The organism is Sphingomonas longa (assembly GCF_016892685.1).
GTDB lineage: Bacteria > Pseudomonadota > Alphaproteobacteria > Sphingomonadales > Sphingomonadaceae > Sphingomonas > Sphingomonas longa.
Genome location: NZ_JAFEMC010000004.1, coordinates 98994 through 117745, shown reverse-complemented (window position 1 = coordinate 117745; position 18752 = coordinate 98994). Strand labels below are relative to the sequence as shown.

At 66.7% G+C, this 18752-nt stretch carries 10 protein-coding genes; 5 read left to right on the top strand and 5 right to left on the bottom strand.

From position 1 onward, the window contains the following. Window positions 1-13: 13 nt before the first annotated feature. A complete protein-coding gene (locus ILT43_RS13865) occupies window positions 14-3409 on the top strand; it encodes an amidohydrolase family protein (protein WP_204199572.1) in 3396 nt (1131 codons plus the stop codon). 75 nt (window positions 3410-3484) lie between these two features. Here the strand turns inward: ILT43_RS13865 and ILT43_RS13860 are convergent, their stop codons facing one another. Continuing rightward, a complete protein-coding gene (locus ILT43_RS13860) occupies window positions 3485-5572 on the bottom strand; it encodes a catalase (protein WP_204199571.1) in 2088 nt (695 codons plus the stop codon). A gap of 231 nt (window positions 5573-5803) precedes the next feature. Between ILT43_RS13860 and ILT43_RS13855 the strand changes: the two genes are divergently transcribed. Beyond that, the gene (locus tag ILT43_RS13855; RefSeq protein ID WP_204199881.1) at window positions 5804-6640 is read left to right on the top strand and encodes an alpha/beta fold hydrolase; all 837 of its coding nucleotides are present in this window, start codon (window positions 5804-5806) and stop codon (window positions 6638-6640) included. An 86-nt stretch (window positions 6641-6726) separates the two neighbouring features. Here the strand turns inward: ILT43_RS13855 and ILT43_RS13850 are convergent, their stop codons facing one another. From ILT43_RS13850 to ILT43_RS13835, 4 genes are read right to left on the bottom strand one after another with little or no spacing between them, the layout of a single operon-like run. Further along, window positions 6727-9555 (bottom strand): TonB-dependent receptor, encoded by a 2829-nt coding sequence (locus ILT43_RS13850; protein ID WP_204199570.1) that lies wholly within the window; start codon window positions 9553-9555, stop codon window positions 6727-6729. A gap of 41 nt (window positions 9556-9596) precedes the next feature. Next, complete coding sequence (locus ILT43_RS13845; protein WP_204199569.1) at window positions 9597-12395, bottom strand: carbohydrate-binding protein; 2799 nt, start codon at window positions 12393-12395, stop codon at window positions 9597-9599. Further along, window positions 12392-13852, bottom strand: a complete 1461-nt coding sequence (locus ILT43_RS13840; protein WP_204199568.1) for a glycoside-pentoside-hexuronide (GPH):cation symporter — start codon at window positions 13850-13852, stop codon at window positions 12392-12394. Before ILT43_RS13840 ends, ILT43_RS13845 begins: the two co-directional genes overlap by 4 nt. Beyond that, the gene (locus ILT43_RS13835) at window positions 13849-15900 is read right to left on the bottom strand and encodes a glycoside hydrolase family 31 protein (protein ID WP_204199567.1); all 2052 of its coding nucleotides are present in this window, start codon (window positions 15898-15900) and stop codon (window positions 13849-13851) included. The genes ILT43_RS13840 and ILT43_RS13835 overlap by 4 nt, the downstream gene beginning before the upstream one ends. A 128-nt stretch (window positions 15901-16028) precedes the next feature. Between ILT43_RS13835 and ILT43_RS13830 the strand changes: the two genes are divergently transcribed. The 3 genes from ILT43_RS13830 to ILT43_RS13820 all read left to right on the top strand — a co-directional run bounded on the left by ILT43_RS13830 (window position 16029) and on the right by ILT43_RS13820 (window position 18731). Beyond that, complete coding sequence (locus tag ILT43_RS13830; RefSeq protein WP_204199566.1) at window positions 16029-17120, top strand: substrate-binding domain-containing protein; 1092 nt, start codon at window positions 16029-16031, stop codon at window positions 17118-17120. Window positions 17121-17192: 72 nt separating this feature from the next. After that, on the top strand, window positions 17193-17462 hold the full coding sequence (locus ILT43_RS13825; protein ID WP_204199565.1) for a hypothetical protein: 270 nt from the start codon (window positions 17193-17195) through the stop codon (window positions 17460-17462). A gap of 132 nt (window positions 17463-17594) precedes the next feature. Next, window positions 17595-18731 (top strand): acyl-CoA dehydrogenase family protein, encoded by a 1137-nt coding sequence (locus ILT43_RS13820; RefSeq protein ID WP_204199564.1) that lies wholly within the window; start codon window positions 17595-17597, stop codon window positions 18729-18731. Window positions 18732-18752: the final 21 nt, after the last annotated feature.

Here is an 18752-nt window from a genome sequence, read left to right as displayed (position 1 = left end):
CGCACTTTGCCTCATGGCGGGAGCCGCTTCGGCGCAGACCGCGCCGCCGCCCGCGTCCAAGCCGATCGAGAAGACGCAAGCGCCCGAGGACAAGGCGACCGCGCCATCGCCCGAGCCGTCGGGATCGATCGCGCCGACGCAGGCGACATCGACGCCTCCCGCTGCCCCCGCCGCTGCGACCGTCGCGGTTGCGGCGAAAGCGGAGAAGCCGCCCGCCTGGATCGTCAACGCGCCCCGCGGCCTGAACACGCGGGAGGTGCGGGTCGAGGTGGACGAAGGGAGCTGGATGAACGTCGACGTTGCGCCGGACGGGCGCTCGATCGCCTTCGACCTGCTCGGCGATATCTACACGATGCCGATGTCCGGCGGGACGCCGATCCGGATCGCGGACGGGCTGGCGTTCGAGCATCAGCCGCGGTTTTCCCCCGATGGCCGGCGGATCGCCTTCACGTCCGATCGCGGTGGCGGCGACAATATCTGGGTCATGAACGTCGACGGCACCGACAAGCGTCAGGTGACCAAGGAGGACTTCCGCCTGCTGAACCAGCCGAGCTGGAGCCCGGACGGACGCTTCATCGCGGCGAAGAAGCACTTCACGACGGGGCGTTCGCTCGGCACGGGCGAGGTGTGGCTCTATCACGCGTCCGGTGGTGGCGGCGTCCAGCTCGTCAAGCGCGCGAGCGAGCAGCTTCAGAAGGAGTTGGGCGAACCGATCTACGCGCCGGACGGCAAGAGCATCTATTACACGCGCAACGTCACGCCGGGGCCGATCTTTGAATACGCGCAGAACTCGCGCACCGACCTGTTCGACATCGAACGCTATGATCTGGACACGGGCGAAGTCGAGACGGCCGTGTCCGGCGTTGGCGGATCGGTGCGCCCGACGCCCGCGCATGACGGCAAGCGGATCGCGTTCGTGCGGCGCGAAAACAACCAGACGAAGCTGTGGGTCAAGGACATCACGACCGGGGTCGAGCGGGTCGTGTACGACATGCTCGATCGCGACGTGCAGGAAACCTGGGCGGTCACCGGCGTCTACCCGAACATGGCGTGGACGCCCGACGATCGCGCGATCGTGTTCTGGGCCGGCGGCAAGCTGCGGCGGGTCAACGCGGACGGAGGCGGCGGGGCGGTGATCCCGTTCCGGGTCGCCGACACGCGCGTCGTGATCGACGCCACGCACCCGGTCGTCGAGGTCGCCCCCGAGCGGGTGGTGACGAAGATGCCGCGTTGGGCCAGCGTGTCGCCGGACGGCAGGCAGGTGGTGTTCGAAACCCTGGGCAAGCTATGGGTGAAGCCGGTGTCGGGTGGCGCGCCGCGACGCCTGACGCGTGGATCGGACGAGATGGAGCTGTGGCCAAGCTGGTCGCGCGACGGTCGGCAGGTGGTGTTCGTCGGATGGACCGATGCGGGCCTGGGGCAGGTCAGGGTGGTCGGTGCCGCCGGTGGTGCGGCGCGGGCCGTGACCACCGCCGGCGGCCATTATCGCCGTCCGCGCTTTTCCCCCGACGGCAAGACGATCGTGTTCGAACAGGGCGAGAGCGATGGGCTGACCGCGGCCCGCGGCGCCTCGGGCGTTGGTGCGTACCGTATCGCGGCGTCCGGCGGCATGCCGGTCCGGATCGCCAAGGACGCGGCCGAGCCGCAGTTCGGCAGCGACGCGCAGCGGGTGTTCTTGCTGAAGTCGGACAAGGGTAAGCGTCAGCTGGTCAGTACCGACCTGAACGGCCAGGCCGAGCGCGTCCACGCGACGGGCGAACTGGTCAACGACTTCCAGGTCAGCCCGCTTGGCGACTATGTCGCGTTCCGACAGAATTACGAGGCGTTCGTCGTGCCGCTGCTGCCGGGCAAGCAGGCCGTCGAGATCGACCAGAAATCCGGCCCGCTGCCGGTCGTCCGGGTCAGCGGCGACGGTGCGGGCTTCATCAACTGGTCCGCCGACGGCAAGCGCATCCACTGGAGCGTTGGGCCGACGCTGTATTCGGCCGACACCGCGGCGCTGTTCGCCGCCGGACCTCAGGGAGAGGATGCGCCGAAATTCGCCGCGCCGAAGTCGGGCGTGTCGCTGTCGATGGACGTGCCGGCGGCCAAGCCGACGGGTACGGTTGCGCTGGTCGGCGCGCGCGTCGTGACGATGGCGAGCACCGATGGGGGCATCCTGAACGATGCGACGATCCTGATCCGGGGCGACCGGATCGTCGCGATCGGCCCGCGCGGTACCGTCACCGTGCCGACCGGCGCGACGATCGTCGATGTCGCCGGCAAGACGATCATCCCCGGGCTGGTCGATGCCCACGCGCATGGACCGCAGGGCGAGGACGAGCTGATCCCGGAGCAGAACTGGAACGCGATGGCGAACCTCGCCTTCGGGACCACGACGGTCCACGATCCGTCGTCGCGATCGGCGGAGATCTTCCCGGCAGCCGAGATGCAGCGTGCGGGCCTGCGCCTCCAGCCGCGCACCTTTTCCACCGGCGAGGTCATCTATGGCGCGAAGGCCGCGGAGGTTTATGCGGACATCGCGACCTATGACGATGCTCTGGCGATCGTGCGCCGCCTGAAGGCGCAGGGTGCCCACTCGGTCAAGAACTACAACCAGCCGCGTCGCGAACAGCGGCAGATGGTCGTCGCGGCGGCGCAGGCGGAGGGACTGGAGGTCGTGCCGGAGGGCGGCTCCCTGTTCACCATGGACATGAGCCTGGTGCAGGACGGCAATTCGACCGTCGAGCACAACGTGCCGCTGGAGAATTTCTATAATGACGTGGTGCAGCTCTGGTCGCAGACCAAGACCAACTACACACCGACGCTGGTGGTGACCTATGGTGGGCCGGCGGGCGACCCCTATTGGCGCGCGCACACCGATGTCTGGCGGCATCCGCTGCTGACCCGGCACGCGCCGCCGGCGGCACTCGCGGCGCAGAACGCGCGTCGCGAAATCGCGCCGGACGAGGATTATGTCGACGCGGCCAGCGCGCGCGAAGCCAAGAAGCTCGCCGACAAGGGCGTGCAGGTGTCGATCGGCGCGCATGGCCAGCAAGCGGGACTGGGCGCGCATTGGGAGATGTGGAGCTTCGTGCGCGGCGGCTGGTCGCCGATCGAGGCGCTGCGAGCGGGCACGATCATGCCCGCGACATCGCTGGGCTATGCCAGGGATGTGGGTTCGCTGGAGGTCGGCAAGCTGGCGGATCTGGTGGTCCTGAACGCCGATCCGACGATCGACATCCGCAACAGCGACAAGGTCGACAAGGTGATGCTGGGCGGACGGCTCTACGACGCGGCGACGTTGAGCGAGGTTGCGACCGGAACGTACACGCGCAAACCCTATTGGTGGGAGGGCGCGGCGGACGCCAACGGCAGCGGCGCGCGCCTGACAAGCGGGCATGGTCACGGCGACTGGGCACAGGACTGAGCCCGGCGCGTCCGGCGCCGGATGGCGGTGGTCCCGTCGTGCACCGCGATGCACGACGGGACCACGGCGTATGCGTCAGGCCAGCGTACGGACGTTCGGCTCGCGATCCCAGTAGCGCTTCTTCGCCGCTTCGACGAAACCGGACAGGTCAGTGACGCCCTCGTCCGCCTCGACACCAGCCTTGTCGAGCAGCGGCTTCGCGGCGTCGTTCGCACCGATCGCCTTGAGGTGGCCGAAGGCGTCCATGACCCACTGGACGGCCGCGCCCTCCTTCACCAGCTTGGCGCAGGCGGCCTCGGACAGGATCACGGCGCAGGCGTCCACCGTCACCGAAGGCTGGCCGAACAACTGCGCATCCGCCGCGACGAACGACCCGTCCGACAGCGGCACCTTGCCGACCTTGGGCGCAATCAGCTTCGCCACCCCGCCCGCCGCCGCGATACCCGACGTCAGGGCCGCGAGCGCCGCCGCATCGGTGCCGTCCGCGAACAGGATGCCGACGGTGCGGCCTTCCAGCGTGTGCTTCTCCAGCGGTCCGCGGATGATCCGCAACGCCGGCGACGGGTCCATGTCGATGACCGGCGCGGCGGTCGGCGATGCTTCGGGCAGGTCCATCGCGAGGCCATCGGCGACGCGCTGCGCCAGAGACTCGTCCACGTTGCGCAAATTCGCCATCACCGCGATGCGGATATGCTCCAGCGATACCTTCGACAGTTCGAAGACCAGAGCCGACGCGATATGCGCCTGTTCGGCCGGGTCCATCGAGCGGAAGAACAGCCGCGCCTGGCTGTAATGGTCGGCGAAACTCTCCGGCCGGATGCGCAGCTTCTGGCCCTGCTCCTCGGACGGGAAGGTCTTGTAGCCGCCCTCCGGGTCCTCGCGCGCGCCGGCTTCCTCGCCGGCCCTGGCAAGGCTGTTCGGCTCGTAATTGGCGCGGCCCTTGGGCACCGCCATCTGCATGTGACCGTCGCGCTGCTGGTTCATGAACGGGCAGCCCGCCGCCGCCGTACGACCCTTGGCCGAGTTGATCGGCAGCTGGTGGAAATTGACCGAGCCCAGCCGCGACAGCTGCGTGTCGGTATAGCTGAACAGCCGACCCTGCAGCAGCGGATCGTTGGAGAAGCCGATGCCCGGCACGACATGGCTCGGCACGAACGCCGCCTGCTCGGTTTCCGCGAAGAAATTGTCGGGATAGCGGTCGAGCACCATCCGCCCGACGATCTTCACCGGCAGCACTTCCTCCGGGATGATCTTGGTCGCGTCGAGCACGTCATAGGGCTGGCTGTTGGCGAATTCCTCGTCGAACAACTGCACGCCGAGTTCCCAGGTCGGGAAGTCGCCGCGGTCGATGCTCTCGAACAGGTTGCGGCGCTGGAAATCGGGATCGGCACCGGCGATCTTCATCGTCTCGTCCCAGATCGTCGAGGCGAGGCCCGCCTTCGGCTTCCAGTGGAACTTGACGAAGGTGCTCTTCCCCTCCTTGTTGATGAAGCGGAAGGTGTGGACGCCGAACCCCTCCATATTGGCGAAGGTGCGCGGCAGCGTGCGGTCCGACATCGCCCACATCACCATGTGGGTGGATTCGGGCATCAGGCTGATGAAGTCCCAGAACGTATCGTGCGCGGTCGCCGCCTGCGGATAACCGCGATCGGCCTCCATCTTGGCGGCGTGGATCAGGTCTGGGAACTTGATCGCGTCCTGAATGAAGAACACCGGGATGTTGTTGCCGACAAGGTCCCAATTGCCCTGTCGCGTATAGAACTTCACCGCAAAACCGCGCACGTCGCGCGGCGTGTCGACCGATCCCGCACCGCCCGCGACCGTGGAGAAGCGGGTGAACACCTCGGTTCGCTGGCCCTTCTTCTGGAACAGGTCGGCGACGGTGATGTCGGCGAGGCTTTCGGTGCACTCGAAATAGCCATGCGCCGCCGATCCACGGGCGTGGACGATCCGCTCCGGAATACGCTCGTGGTCGAAGTGGTTGATCTTCTCGCGGTAGACCTCGTCCTCCAGCAGGACCGGACCGCGTGCGCCGGCCTTCAACTGGTTCTGGTTGTCGCTGATCGGGGTGCCGTGATTGGTGGTCAGCACTGGATGATCGGCATCGGCGATCTGATGGGTTTCGCCGCCGTTGCCGGCATTCAGGGCGCTATGATCGTGCATGGAAACTCCTCGGGTTCGGGAGAGCTAACGGCCCAGCGGACCGGTCGGGTACGAACGAGTGCGCCTATCCGCAGGAATGTGAGCGCCTATCGCGTTGATCCAGATCAACAGACCGCGTGCACCGTTCGATTTTCTCGAACGATCAGCGCCATCTTATCGGGATGTTTGATGCGGGAGACCGCGATTAAGGTGCTGCCCAAGACGATCACCACCACCGGAAAGGACCCTGCCATGACCTATGTGACCACTGCGGACGGTGCGGAGATTTTCTATAAGGATTGGGGTCCCAGGGACGCGCAGCCCATCGTTTTCCATCACGGCTGGCCCTTATCGTCGGACGATTGGGACACGCAGATGCTGTTCTTCCTCGATCAGGGCTACCGCGTGGTGGCGCACGACCGGCGTGGCCACGGTCGTTCCAGCCAGATCGGGACGGGCCATGACATGGATCATTATGCCGCGGATGCCAGTGCGGTGGCGGAGCATCTCGATCTGCGAAATGCGGTGCACATCGGCCACTCGACGGGTGGGGGCGAAGTCGCTCGCTACGTCGCCCGGTACGGTCAGCCGCAGGGCCGCGTCGCCAAGGCGGTGCTGGTCAGCGCGGTGCCGCCGCTGATGGTCAGGACCGCAGGCAATCCCGACGGCCTGCCGATGGAGGTGTTCGACGGCATTCGGGCGGGACTGGCGACCAATCGTGCCAAGCTGTTCCGCGAGTTTGCCGAAGGTCCATTCTACGGGTTCAATCGCGACGGCGCGGAGGTGGTGGTGGCCGTGGTCGACAATTGGTGGCGTCAGGGGATGATGGGTAGCGCGCTGGCGCATCATCTCGGCATCGCGGCCTTTGCCGAGACCGACCAGACCGAGGACCTGAAAGCGATCACCGTGCCGACGCTGGTCTTGCAGGGCGATGACGATCAGGTCGTGCCGTATCGGAACGCGTCCATCAAGCAGGCCGAATTGTTGCAGAACGCCACGCTGAAAATCTATCCCGGGTTCAGCCACGGCATGCTGACCGTCAACGCCGACGTCATCAATCCCGACCTGCTCGACTTCGTGCGCCGCTGAGGCGGTCGGTCGATCGCGTGGATCGGCCGGATCGCCCCCTCGGCAGATTGGGGGATGATCCGGCCGAACCGGAAGCGGTCCGCAGGTCAGTACCGCAGGCGTGCGCCGATCGAGAAGATTCGACCCTCGTAGCGGACATCGCGGGGATAGGCGGGCGCCTCGACATAGCTTTTATACGGTTGCTTCAGCAGGTTGGTCGCGTCGACGGTGATCGTCGCGTTGGGCGTGAAGTCGTAGCTGGCTGACAGATCGAGGCGACCGACCGGGGCGGAGTAGGCGGTCGCGAAGACTCCGGGCGCGGTGTAGGAATCCACGTTGGCGCTGCGATGATTATAGGCGAGGCGCACCGATGCCGGACCCGCTTCGTACAGGCCGATGACGTTGTAGCTCCACTTCGACACGCCTGGCAGCGAGCCCGTCGTGCGGGTCAGGCCGGGCACCGGCGGCAGGCTCTGAGAACCGTCGATATAGGTGCCGTTGGCCTGAATGCCGAAGCCGCTGAGGAAGCCGGGCAGGAAGTCGAAGAAGGTGGTGAATGCCGCCTCGATCCCCTTGATCTGCCCGGAGCCTGCGTTCTGCGGGCGATAGACGAGGATCGGGCCGAAGGTGGGATTGATCTCCTGCGTGCCGAAGCTGCTGATGAACCCGTTGATCTTGCGATAGAAGCCGGCGACCGACACCGACCCGGTGCGGGAGAAGTAATATTCCAGCGAGGCGTCGTAATTGTCGGAACGGATCGGCTGCAGGTTCGGATTGCCGCCCGATCCGGTGTAGGAGATGATGCCGCCGATCGTGCCCTGCTGGATCGTCAGCGCGGGGTTGATCTGGTTGAAGCCGGGCCGGCTCAACGCCTCCGTCCGGGTCGCGCGGAATTGCAGCTTGTCGGTCAGGTGGAACGTCAGATTGATGTTGGGCAGCACGTCGACGTAGCGGTTGTTCGCCTGCACGGGCACGAACACGGTACTGGGCACGCCGTTGATCGTGATGTTCTGTGCCGACGTGCCGTCGAGCGTATTGTCGGTGATGACGATGCGGGTGCCGATCACGCCGTCCACCTTGATGCCCAGCGCCTCGCCGGCGAATTTGAGCTGCGTGTAGCCCGCATAGGTAACTTCGTTGGCCGAGAAGGCGTTGACGGCGTTGTAGTCGGGTACGCCCGGTGCCCAGGTCGCGATCGTGCCGGCGTCAGCTCCCGATCGCACCAGACCGGCGCGGACGAAATCGCGGATGCCAGTGATGTTGTTCAGCACGCCGTCCGCGGAGATGCTGTAATAGCGGCGGAATTGCTGCGTATCCGATCCCCGGAAGCCGGCGCGGATGATGCCGCCTTCGTCGACGCCGGGCACCTGCGCGATCGGGATGCCGAGCTGCGGGAAGGCGGCGTAGCGATCCCCCGACCGTGCGCTGGCGTCGCGATTGGCGTAGCGCAGGCCAATCTGGAATTCCGGAAACAGCTCCGATCCGGTGTCGAGGACCATGTTGCCCTGCCACTGGATCTGCTCGCCGGTGGCGCGGTTGCGCTGGTCGTAGAAGCCGCGGAAATTGTAGCTGGCGGGATCGTTGAAATCGAGACCGGTGGGCGTGAAGTCGACGCTGCCCTCGACGTTCAGGCCGACGTCGACCGCGATCGGCCGGATCAGCTGCGTGTCGAACGAATAATAGACGTTGTCGACGATGGACTTGGTGTAGGCGAGGTCGGTCGTGAACACGGCGTTGCCCGCGGTGTATTTCGCGCCGACCGCACCCTGATAGGTGTCCGTCTTTTCGACCCCCACCTGCTTCGAGGGGCCGTTGACGATGCCGAGTTGGGCGTTGAAGCTGGCAGGGGTCTTGCCGTCCGCGGTCAGGACGAGATCGCGAAGCGTCGGCGATCCGGCCTGGAGCGGGATTCCGAAGAAATCGTCGCCGCGCTTGTTCCGGTAGGCCTGCCAGAGGCCGTCGACATAGACTTCCAGATTGTCGTTCGGTCGCCATTGCAACGATCCGTTGAGCGACGGCCGCTTGCGGATACCGCGCGCGTAGAACAGGCCGATGTCCTGCGGATAGGTGAACTGGCGACCGACCGACGCGGGCAGCACCTGTTGATCGGGCAGCAGATAGTCCTGAAAGCCCTGATAGCGGATCGAGTTCAGATATTGCGACTGGGTGTAGCTGAAGTTCAGCAGCGCGCCGATCTCGCCGATACCGGTGTCCCAGCGGTTGGAGACAAGGACGCTGCCGATCGGGTCGTACTTGCGCGATTCGTCGTTGTACATGCCGCGGATCGCGCCTGCGAGCTCGAACCCCTTGAAGTCGAACGGCCGGCGCAGACCGATATTGACGAGGCCGGCGATGCCGCCCTCGATGTTCGTGGCAGTCGTGGCCTTGAAAACCTCGACCTTCGACAGCGCCTGCGCGGGGAAATCCTGCAACGCGACCGCGCGTCCGTCCGCCGTGAAGATGTCGCGGTTCTGGAGGGTGGTCTGCACATTGGGGAGGCCGCGGATCAGCACACCGTTGGCTTCGTCGCGGTAGCGGCCCACCTGCACGCCGGTGACGCGGGCGAGCGCTTCGGATGCGTTGTTGTCCGGGAACTTCCCAATGTCCTCGGCGACCAGCGCATCGACGATCGCGACGGAGTCGCGCTTGATGGTCTGCGCGCTTTGCAGGCTGGCGCGGATGCCGGTGACGACGATGTCTTCGCCCGACGTGTCGGCGATCGCCGGCGACGGATCGGCCTGCGGGTTGACGCCGGCCGGGTCGGTCGTCGCCGGTGTCGCAGGGTCGGTCGCACCCCCCGCCACGCTGCGACCGGTCGAGCCCCGATCTACCGGCGCCTGATCCGCGACCTGCGCCAAGGCCGCGGTGCTGCCGGCGGTCGTCGCCAGCACCAGCCCGGACGTGGTCAGCAGCAAGCGCGAAAGATACCCCATCATCGTCCTTCTCCCAATTGCGATTATCGTTGTCGTTGCGGTGTCTACGGTCGGCGGCGGGCCGGCTGCGTGGCGGCGAGCGGCGTGACCGCGATGCGATCGATGTCGGGCGCGAAGCGGGATCGCAGCAGCACGCCGGGCCACGCCTGCGACGCGTAGCTGCGGCCGTCGAAGTTCGGCTGTTCCTCGCCCGAGAAGCGTACGCTGTTGCGACCGGCGCGCAGCGTCACCGGGACGGTCAGTTCCCACCAGTTGTTGCGGTGGAAGCTGTTGGGGAACGTCACCGGCATCGCCGCGCCGCCGTTCACCGCGATCAATGCGCGGCGGGCGAGCGGGTCCGGGTTGTAGTGTGTCGCCTGCGACTGTTCGTCGTTCGCGTAGCGGATGGTCAGCGCGTACCGCCCCGACCGGTCGACGACGACGTCGGCGAAGGTCAGCGTGTTGCCGTTCCCCGGCTCGCCACCGATACCGACGACGGCGTGGCCGCCGATGGCGCGCGATGCCGGGGCGATCGCGGCGGAGCCGGCGATCGTCGCCGCTTCCGCTTCGTAGACGCGAGCCCCCGTCATCACCGGCTTGCCGATACGGATCCGGTCGAGCAGCGTCGTCGGCGTCGTGCCGCTGACCACCAGCTTGTTGATGCCGCCCAGCAGGAACGCCGTCGATCCGGCCGCGAGCGGCGTGCCGTTGACGGTGACGCTGGTACCTCCGCGTCCGACCGTGTCGATACCCACCGGTGTCAGTCCGTCCGAGGGGGCGTAGACCCAGAAGGTGGCCGTTGCGCCGCGAGGGAGGGCCACCGCGCCCGGCCCGGACGTGGCGAAGCTGCCATAGGTCGGCGTCGTGCCTGCGAGCGAGGCGTATTCCGCCTCGTACACCGTATCCGTTGCCGCGGGATCGGGCAGCGACAGCGTGACGCGGTCGATCGCTGCGTTGCCGACCGTGCGGCGTTGGCCGTCGTGGCTCCGCGTGGCGAGCGTTACGACGTGTCGCCCGCGGGTCAGCGACACCGTCGTGTCGGCATGATCCCAGACCGAGGGTTTGTAGCCGAGCGGCAGCAGCAATTCGCGCTCGCCCGCGGTGGCGCCGTCGATGCGCAGGAAGGCGTTGGTCGCCCCGTGGGCGGCGACGGCGGCGTCCTTGTTGAAGCTGTTGGCGATGACGCGCAGGTCGTAGAGGCCGTCGCGCGGAACATCGACCGCGACATCGAGGCGGACATCGCGATCGGTCGCGAACCCCGCCACCGAATAGCCACCGGACGTGTAGAAGCGATCGACCGCCTTGGGCGACCCCTCCGGTCCCTTGATGGTCAGGCCGGTGCCGTGCCGCGCCGCCTTCTCCGCCTCGTAATCCTGCCGCCACAGGACCGGATCGCGGGCCGCCGCGCCGCCACCGGCGGGCGACACGATCACCTCGTACGCGGACTCCTCGCGCAGAAGTGGCAGCGCACCGCGGCCAAACGCGATATCCAGCGAGCCGGCGGCGACCGGCATCGTCAGGTCCGCCACCACGCGCGGCGGCGGCGCATCGCCGAGCTGTCCGCTCCAGCCGATCTCCCGCACCGCGACGCGGACGTTGCGGCCGAACGTCGCCGCGGGGATGTTGGCGAGCGTCAGCGTGTTCGCGCCGTTGCCGCCGCCGAGGATGACGCGCGCCTGCTTCTTCGCCGGATCGAGCGTCGCGACACCCTGCAAGGTGTAGCTTTGGCCCGGTCGTGGCGGCGTCACGGCCAGCGTGTGGCCGGTCATCCCCGCATAGGCGTTCAGCAGCCACCACTGACCGTTGCCGCGATTGGCCTGGACGGCGGAGTCGCTGAGATTGCCGTCGATGTTCCAATAGGCGATGTCGGCATCGACCTTCGCATCCTCGATTGCGGCGATCCACTGGATCATCTGGCCGGGCACGGACGTGTGGTAGTTGTACGCGTATTCGTTGATGTTGATCGGGAGGTGCTTGCCGCGGTGTCGGGTGCCGGCGAAGACCTGATCCTCCCACTGGCGATAGCGGCCGACGCTGGCGCGAACCGTGGCGGGATCGCTGAGTTCGTGCCACGTCATGACATCGGGCAGCGTGTCGGCGGCGACCGCATGGCGCAGGAAACCGAGATTCTCGTCGAACAGGCGGCTGGTGTTCGGTCCGGCGATGCGCGCATCCGGCATCGCGGTGCGGATCATCCGGACGGCGCGATCCCATGCATCGAAGAAAACCCTGGGGTTCTTCTGCCAGCCGGTGCCGTCGCAGCTTTCCGGCCCGTCGCCGAACATGTTCCCCTCGGGCTCGTTGTAGGGCACGAAGACGATGCGGGCGCGGTATCGGGGCGCTAGCGTCTTCACCTGCTCGACCTGCGCGCGCAGTTTCTCGATGTAGCTGGTCACCGACGCGGCGCAGTCGCCGGTTTTCCACCGGTAGGGGAAGTGCCGCGTGATGTCGGTCATGTAGATGTAGGTGTCGCCACCCGACGCGTCGGTCAGCAGCCGCGCCACTTCGAGGGCATCGGCGCCGGGATGCTGCGGGCCGTCCTGTGCCTTGGTCGACACGGTCCGCAGCCCGATCCCCTCGACGAGGTTGGGGAAGGGCAGGCGTGCATCATACAGGCCGTAGAGCGTGCCCGACGCGCCACCGTGATACGGGCCGGTGTCGCTGGACAGGTCTACCGTCAGCCGACCCGCCTCTGCGCGGATCGCGGCCGGCGGCACGGTGTTCTGCGCCGGCGATGCCGCGGCGCAGAGGCTGGCCGCGCCCAGCAGGGCGGCGATCGACGCGGCGCGCTTGCGAACGGAAGCCGGTGTCTGGATCATGGCGATGCGCTTTCGGTGGAGCAGGAGGATGGCACGCGCGATCATGTCGGGCGTCCCGCCGTCATCGCGGCGATCGTCGCGCGGTTCAGGACCAGTCGGCTGGCGGTCAGCGCCAGCAGCAGGTGGAGGATGCCGGGTACGATGGTCGACAACAGGGTGATGCCGGTCAGCGACAGCGGCGTCTGGTTGCCCGCTCCCGCCCGGTAGGACACCGCGACCAGCACCGTGCTGATGAGCACGCCGGCCAGCGCCCAGGCGAGCTTCACGAAGAACTGGTTGAACGCGAAGCTCATCCCCGACGAGCGCATCCCCGTCTTCCATTCGCCATATTGGTCGGCGAGCTGGATCAACGTGAAATGCAGCGGCAGCGTGCAGCCCAGCACGATGCAGCAGAGGGCGACCAGCACCAGCCACAGGTTCGGCATATCGCCGGGTACGAAGAACGCCGCGAAATGGCCGGCGACCAGGATCAGGTTGACCCAGACATACACGTCGCGGATCGCGAACCGCCGCGTGAATAGCTGGACGACGATCGATCCGATGAAGCCGCCGATCGTCGCCGTGCCGAAGAACAATGCCTGATAGGTAGCATCGCCGTTCAGGACGTAGGTGATGAAGTACAGCGCCGCGCCGCCCTTCGTATTGAAGATGCCGATCAGCAGCAGCGTCATGACGAAGGTCAGCCGAAGCTGCGTGTTCCCGAGCGTGTTGGCGACGGCGACCCGCAGCGACGCCTCTTCGGACGCGGCGGTGTCGGTGACGCGTTCGCGCACGAACAGAAAGCAGATCAGGAACAGCACGACCGCGATGGCGCTGAGGATGGCGACGCCGTCACGGTAGCCGCGCGCGATGTCCGCGCCGCCCAGATACCGGACCATGATCGGCAGCCCGACCGATACCGTGAACGACGCCACGGCCACCAGCGCGAACCGCACCGATTGACAGGATACGCCGTCCTCCGCGCTGTCGGTCATGCGGGTGATGAGCGCGCAATAGGGAACGTTGTTGAGCGAGTAGGACAGGGCGAGCAGGAAATAGGTCGCGGCCGCATAGGCGACCTTGCCGTCATAGCCGAGGTCGGGCGACTGGAAGGTCAGGAAGCAGCTGATGCCGACAGGCAGCGCGGTCCAGAGCAGATAGGGGCGGAATTTGCCCCAGCGCGTCTGGGTGCGATCGGCCATGATCCCGATCAGCGGATCGGAGATGGCGTCGAAGATGCGCAGCGAGACGAAGATGATGCCGACGACCGCAGGCGCCAGCCCGAACACGTCGGTGTAGTAGAAGGTCAGGAAGTTCGCGATCAGGCCGGTGATGATCGTGCCGCCGGCGTCGCCGAGGCCGTAACAGACCTTTTCGAAGAAGGGCACCGGCAGCCCACTGACCGCCCTGCGGCCGGGCGTGCCGTCGCCGACCCTTCCGCCGTTTTCCATCACCGCCATTCCGCCCATCTTGCCCTCCCGATCGATCGGTGCTGTCGCGCGCGCCGTACCGTGTTGATTCACTCGTCGTTCGTGTCGGCGAAGGCGTCGATCACCGCCGCGTCGGCGCGGACGAAGACCGGTATCCGGTCCAGCGCCGCGTCGCGTTCGATCGTGTCGCCGCCCTTCAGCCGGTCACCCGTCCAGGGATCGATCCAGTCGCCGTCCGGCAGATAGACAGAGCGCGCGGTCGCTCCCGCGGCCAGGATCGGCGCGACGAGGATGTCGGGTCCGAACATATATTGGTCGTTGATCGTCCAGCAGCGCGGATCGGCCGGATATTGGTAGAACATCGTCCGCATCAGCGGGTCGCCGCGTTCGTGTGCGGCCCGCATCAGATCGCCGATATAGGGTCGGAGTCGCTCGCGCAGCGCGGCATAGCGGCGCAGGATCGCGTACACGTCGTCGCCAAAGCTCCACAACTCGTTGCCAGCGCCCGTGTCGCACTGGGCGATGCCGTCGCGGAACGGTACTTCCGGGGGCGTGATCGGATCGCGGTGGCCGTGCATGCGCAGGATCGGCGAGAAGACCGCCCACTGAAACCACCGGACGAGCAGTTCGTGGAACGCGGGGTCGTCGACATGGCCGCCGTGAAAGCCGCCGATATCGGTCGTCCACCACGGGATACCCGCCAGCCCCATGTTGAGACCGGCGCTGAGTTGGTTGCGCATCGAGTCGAACGAACTCTGGATGTCGCCGGACCAGACCAGCGCGCCGTAACGCTGGCTGCCCGCCCAGGCGCAACGGACGAGGCTGACGATCTCCGTCTCGCCGTCCGTCTTCAGCCCGTCGTGGAACGCCTGCGCGTAGTGCAGCGGATAGGCGTTGCCGACCTCCTGCACGTCGCCGGCATGGTAGCGGTAGGTGTCGAAGTCGTAGGCGCTGAATTCGGGTTCCGCCTCGTCCAGCCAGAACAGCTTGACGCCGTTGTCGCGGTAATTGCGCTTCGCGACATCCCACACGAATGCACGGGCGCCGGGATGCGTGGTGTCGATGAAGCGCGTGTTGCCCAGGAAATCCTGGTGGATGTCGATGCCGCGCTTGGTGTTCACCAGATAGCCGCGCTCGGCCATTTCGGCGTAGTTCTCGGAACGCGGATCGACCGTCGGCCAGACGGATACCATCAGCGCGGTACCCATCGCCGCAAGTTCGGCAGTCATCGCGGCGGGGTCCGGCCATTCGCGCGGATCGAACCGCCAATCGCCCTGTATCGGCCAGTGGAAGAAATCGGCGACGATCACCGCCAGCGGAATGCCGCGTAGGTGGTAGTCGCGTGCGACGTCGAGCAGTTCGTCCTGCGTCCGGTACCGGAGCTTGCACTGCCAGAGCCCGGTCGCATAGTCCGGCATCATCGGGACCGTGCCGGTCACCGCCGCATAGTTGTGCAGGATCTCTGCCGGCGTGTCGCCCGCCGTGATCCAATAATCGACTGTGCGGGCCGCATCGGACGTCCAGCGCATGCCGTTCGCGGCGAAGCATGCTTCGCCCACCGCCGGCGAGTTCCACAACAGTCCATAGCCGTCGCTGGAGACGACGAAGGGTACGCTGGCCTGCGAATTGCGTTGCGCGAGTTCGAGCGAGCAGCCGGCGAGGTCCAGATTGGGCTGCTGATATTGCCCCATCCCGAACAGACGCTCGCCCGTCTTCGCCTCGAACCGGACCGTGATCCTCGACGTGCCGCCGTGCAGGGGCTTGAACTCGCGACCGGAGAGGGCGAGGGCGCTGATCTTGCGCGTTTCCGGCTCGCCGATCGTCCAGTATTTCGTGACGGTGTCGCGCTGGCGCCACTTCTCCTCCAGCAATACGCGTCCATCGCCGCTCAGGAAGCGGACGCGGCCTTGCAGATCCACCTCCGCGACAATGCGGCCATTGGTGATGCGCGCGATGTTGCCGTCGCGCGCGACGACGGCAGCCGAATCGTCGGAGGGGAGCAGCGCACCGGCCGGTTGGTCATGCTGGGGATAGATCGATGCGCGCAGCCGCAGTCCGTCCCGGCCATGCGCCTCGATCCGCAACCATTCGCCGTCGTACGACCAGCAAACGGCGTCCGGTTCCAGCGTCAGCGTGTCCATTCCAGTCCGATCCTCAATCCCGGCGCTGTCTGTCGCAGCCTTCCGTAAACGTTTACGGACAATCGTTCCGATCGATCCTGCTGTCAACACGTACTTGCGCCGGACGCCCGATGTCGCGACGAAGCGGGATGGATATCCGCGCGCTCGCCCGTCATCTGGACCTGTCGATCGGAACGGTTTCGCGGGCGCTGAACGGCAAGAAGGACGTCAATCCCGCAACCCGAGAGCGGGTGGTCGCGGCGGCGGCGGTGCACGGTTACACGCCGAACCAGTCCGGCCGATCGCTGCGGCGGGGGCGGACGGGCTCGGTGGGTTTCATGCTGACGCTGGAGCATGACAGCGCGGCGCATGGCGATCCGTTCTTCATGGCGCTGTTCGAAGGGATCCAGGCCGGCCTTGCGGAAGCGGATATCGACCTGATCGTGCTGCTGGCGCGCGAGGGGGAGGATCAGCTCGATTTCCTGCGTCGCAACGTGTCGCGCGGCATCGCGGACGGCTGGCTGCTGTCGGCCACGCAGCGCAACGATCCGCGCATCCCGTTCCTCCTCGACAAGGATATTCCGTTCGCAACGCTGGGGCGGAGTGCATCGGGCGGAGATCAGCCGTGGATCGACCTGGACTTCGAGGGCCTCGTCGAAAACGGGCTGACCCGTTTCCTGACTGGGGGGCACCGGCGGATCGGCCTCGTCGCGCCACCGGCGACGGTGAACAACAGTTACGTCGTGATCGCCAAATATGGCGAGACGCTGCGCGCCGCCGGGCTGGCCGTGGACGAGCAACTGATCCGGCAGGGCGCCGGTGACGAAATCGCCGGGGAACAGGCGATTGCGGCGTTGATGAGCCTGGACGATCCGCCGTCCGCCGTGCTGGTGATGGGGGAGACCGCTCCGGTCGGCGTCTATGCCGGCCTGCGCCAGCTGGGGCTGGTGCCGGGGGCGGATATCGCGGTCATTGGAGCGCGGGCGAACCCGTCGACATCCGCGTTGCAGCCGCGGCTGACATGCTTTTCGCTCGATCTGCGCGAACTGGGGATCGGGCTCGCCCGCGCGTTGCTGCCGAAGCTCGTCCGCAAGGAAGCGGGCGGCGAGGACGACGGTGCGCCGCCGGTCGTCCAGACGCTGTGGCCACTGACGCTGATGCCGGGCGACAGCGAACATCCGGCCGGAATCGCGTCCGGCAAGGCGATGCGTGCGGGGGGCGCGGTCCTGTCAGATCGTTGAACGGCCGGAACAAATCCGTGCCGCGATCCATTTCGCAGTCGGCTGATACGCAGCTTCAACAGGGGTCGAACTATGAAAAAGATGCTTATTCTGGCAGCCGCGACGGGTCTGGCCTCGCTGGCGGCGTGCAACTCGACCCCCACCGAACAGGCGGCCGATAATATCGAGGCGAACAGCGAGGCCGTTGCCGACAATCTGGAAGAGGCCGCGGACAACGCGACGACCGACGCCGCGGAAGACCGGCTGGAAAACCGGGCGGACGCGGTTCGCGACACGGGCCAGAACCAGGCGGAAGACATGCGGACCAACGATCCCGACACCAACCTGTCGAACGGCATGTGATCCGAATTCGAGGGTTTACAGGAACAGATCGGGCCGTACCCAAGCGCGGCTCGAACTGGAGGGCGCTCGACGATGTCGGGCGCCCTTTCGTGTTTGATCCTCGATAACCCCGCGCAGGAACAGGCTTCGCTCATGAGCAACGACGCACTTCGGGCGGTCTCGCCGACCACCGACGTTGGTTCGTTCCCGGACCGGCGCGCGGACAGGGCGGTCGTGGTCGATCAGGTGCGGGCTGTGACCGCAGACTGGGACCGGGCGAACGGGCCCGAAGACTTTCCCGCGGCTCGTCTCCGGGACCTCGCCCGGCTGGGAGCACTGGACGCTTTCGTCGCGCTGCCCGATGAAGCAGCGATCGCGGACTTGCTGACGGTATTGCGACAAGTCGGCGGTGCCGATCTGAGTCTGGGTCGTGTGTTCGAAGGGCATATCAACGCCGTCCAGCTGGTCGAGGCCTATGGGTCCGCTCAACAACGCGTGACGTTGATCGAGGATCTGGCGGCGCATCGCACGTTCGCGGTGTGGAACACCGAACCGACGCCGGGCATGACTCTGGCGGGTCACGGCGACGGGTTCGCACTGTCTGGCGCCAAGTGCTTCGCGACAGGTGCCGGCCATCTCGACCGGGCGCTCATCACCGCGACGCTGCCGGATGGCGCCAAGCAGATGGTGCTGGCGGACATCGCCGGACAACCCGACCGTGTCGACAACTCCGCATGGCAGGTCCGGGGCATGCGCGGCTCGATGAGCGGAACGTTCGATTTCGACGGTATGATCGTCTCCCGCGATGCGCTGATCGGCGGTCCGGGCGATTACGAGCGCGAGCCGCGCTTTTCGGCGGGAGCCTGGCGGTTCACCGCCGTCCAGCTTGGCGCGATCGAGGCGCTGCTGCGGCATTGGCGCACCCATCTGCTGGCGACGGGCAAGGGCGCCGATCCGATCCAGCGGGTCCGGTTCGGCGCGGCCGTAGCCGCCACCCGCTCTGCAAACCTCTGGGTCGCGCGGGCGGCGCGCCTGGCGGAAACCGCACGACCGCATGCGATCGCCTGCGTGATGATGACGCGCGGCATCGTCGAGGACGCGGGGTTGCAGGTCATGGAAGGCGCAGCCCGTGCGGTGGGGACGGCGTCGTTCTTCGCCGGCAGCCGGATCGACCGGATCACCCGCGATCTGGGCCTGTATCTTCGCCAGCCGGTTCCTGATCAGGCGCGCGACCGCGCCGCGGCGGCATGGATGGAGGCCGATTGCTGGGGCGACGATCCCTGGTGGTGACACCGGGACGCAGAGAATGGG

What these genes read in the sequence shown, in the direction of transcription:
- ILT43_RS13860 (WP_204199571.1), bottom strand. Translation starts at nt 5,572, where the DNA reads ATGCACGATCATAGCGCCCTGAATGCCGGCAACGGCGGCGAAACCCAT.
- ILT43_RS13825 (WP_204199565.1), top strand. Translation starts at nt 17,193, where the DNA reads ATGAAAAAGATGCTTATTCTGGCAGCCGCGACGGGTCTGGCCTCGCTG.
- ILT43_RS13835 (WP_204199567.1), bottom strand. Translation starts at nt 15,900, where the DNA reads ATGGACACGCTGACGCTGGAACCGGACGCCGTTTGCTGGTCGTACGAC.
- ILT43_RS13845 (WP_204199569.1), bottom strand. Translation starts at nt 12,395, where the DNA reads ATGATCGCGCGTGCCATCCTCCTGCTCCACCGAAAGCGCATCGCCATG.
- ILT43_RS13855 (WP_204199881.1), top strand. Translation starts at nt 5,804, where the DNA reads ATGACCTATGTGACCACTGCGGACGGTGCGGAGATTTTCTATAAGGAT.
- ILT43_RS13820 (WP_204199564.1), top strand. Translation starts at nt 17,595, where the DNA reads ATGAGCAACGACGCACTTCGGGCGGTCTCGCCGACCACCGACGTTGGT.
- ILT43_RS13830 (WP_204199566.1), top strand. Translation starts at nt 16,029, where the DNA reads ATGGATATCCGCGCGCTCGCCCGTCATCTGGACCTGTCGATCGGAACG.
- ILT43_RS13865 (WP_204199572.1), top strand. Translation starts at nt 14, where the DNA reads ATGGCGGGAGCCGCTTCGGCGCAGACCGCGCCGCCGCCCGCGTCCAAG.
- ILT43_RS13850 (WP_204199570.1), bottom strand. Translation starts at nt 9,555, where the DNA reads ATGATGGGGTATCTTTCGCGCTTGCTGCTGACCACGTCCGGGCTGGTG.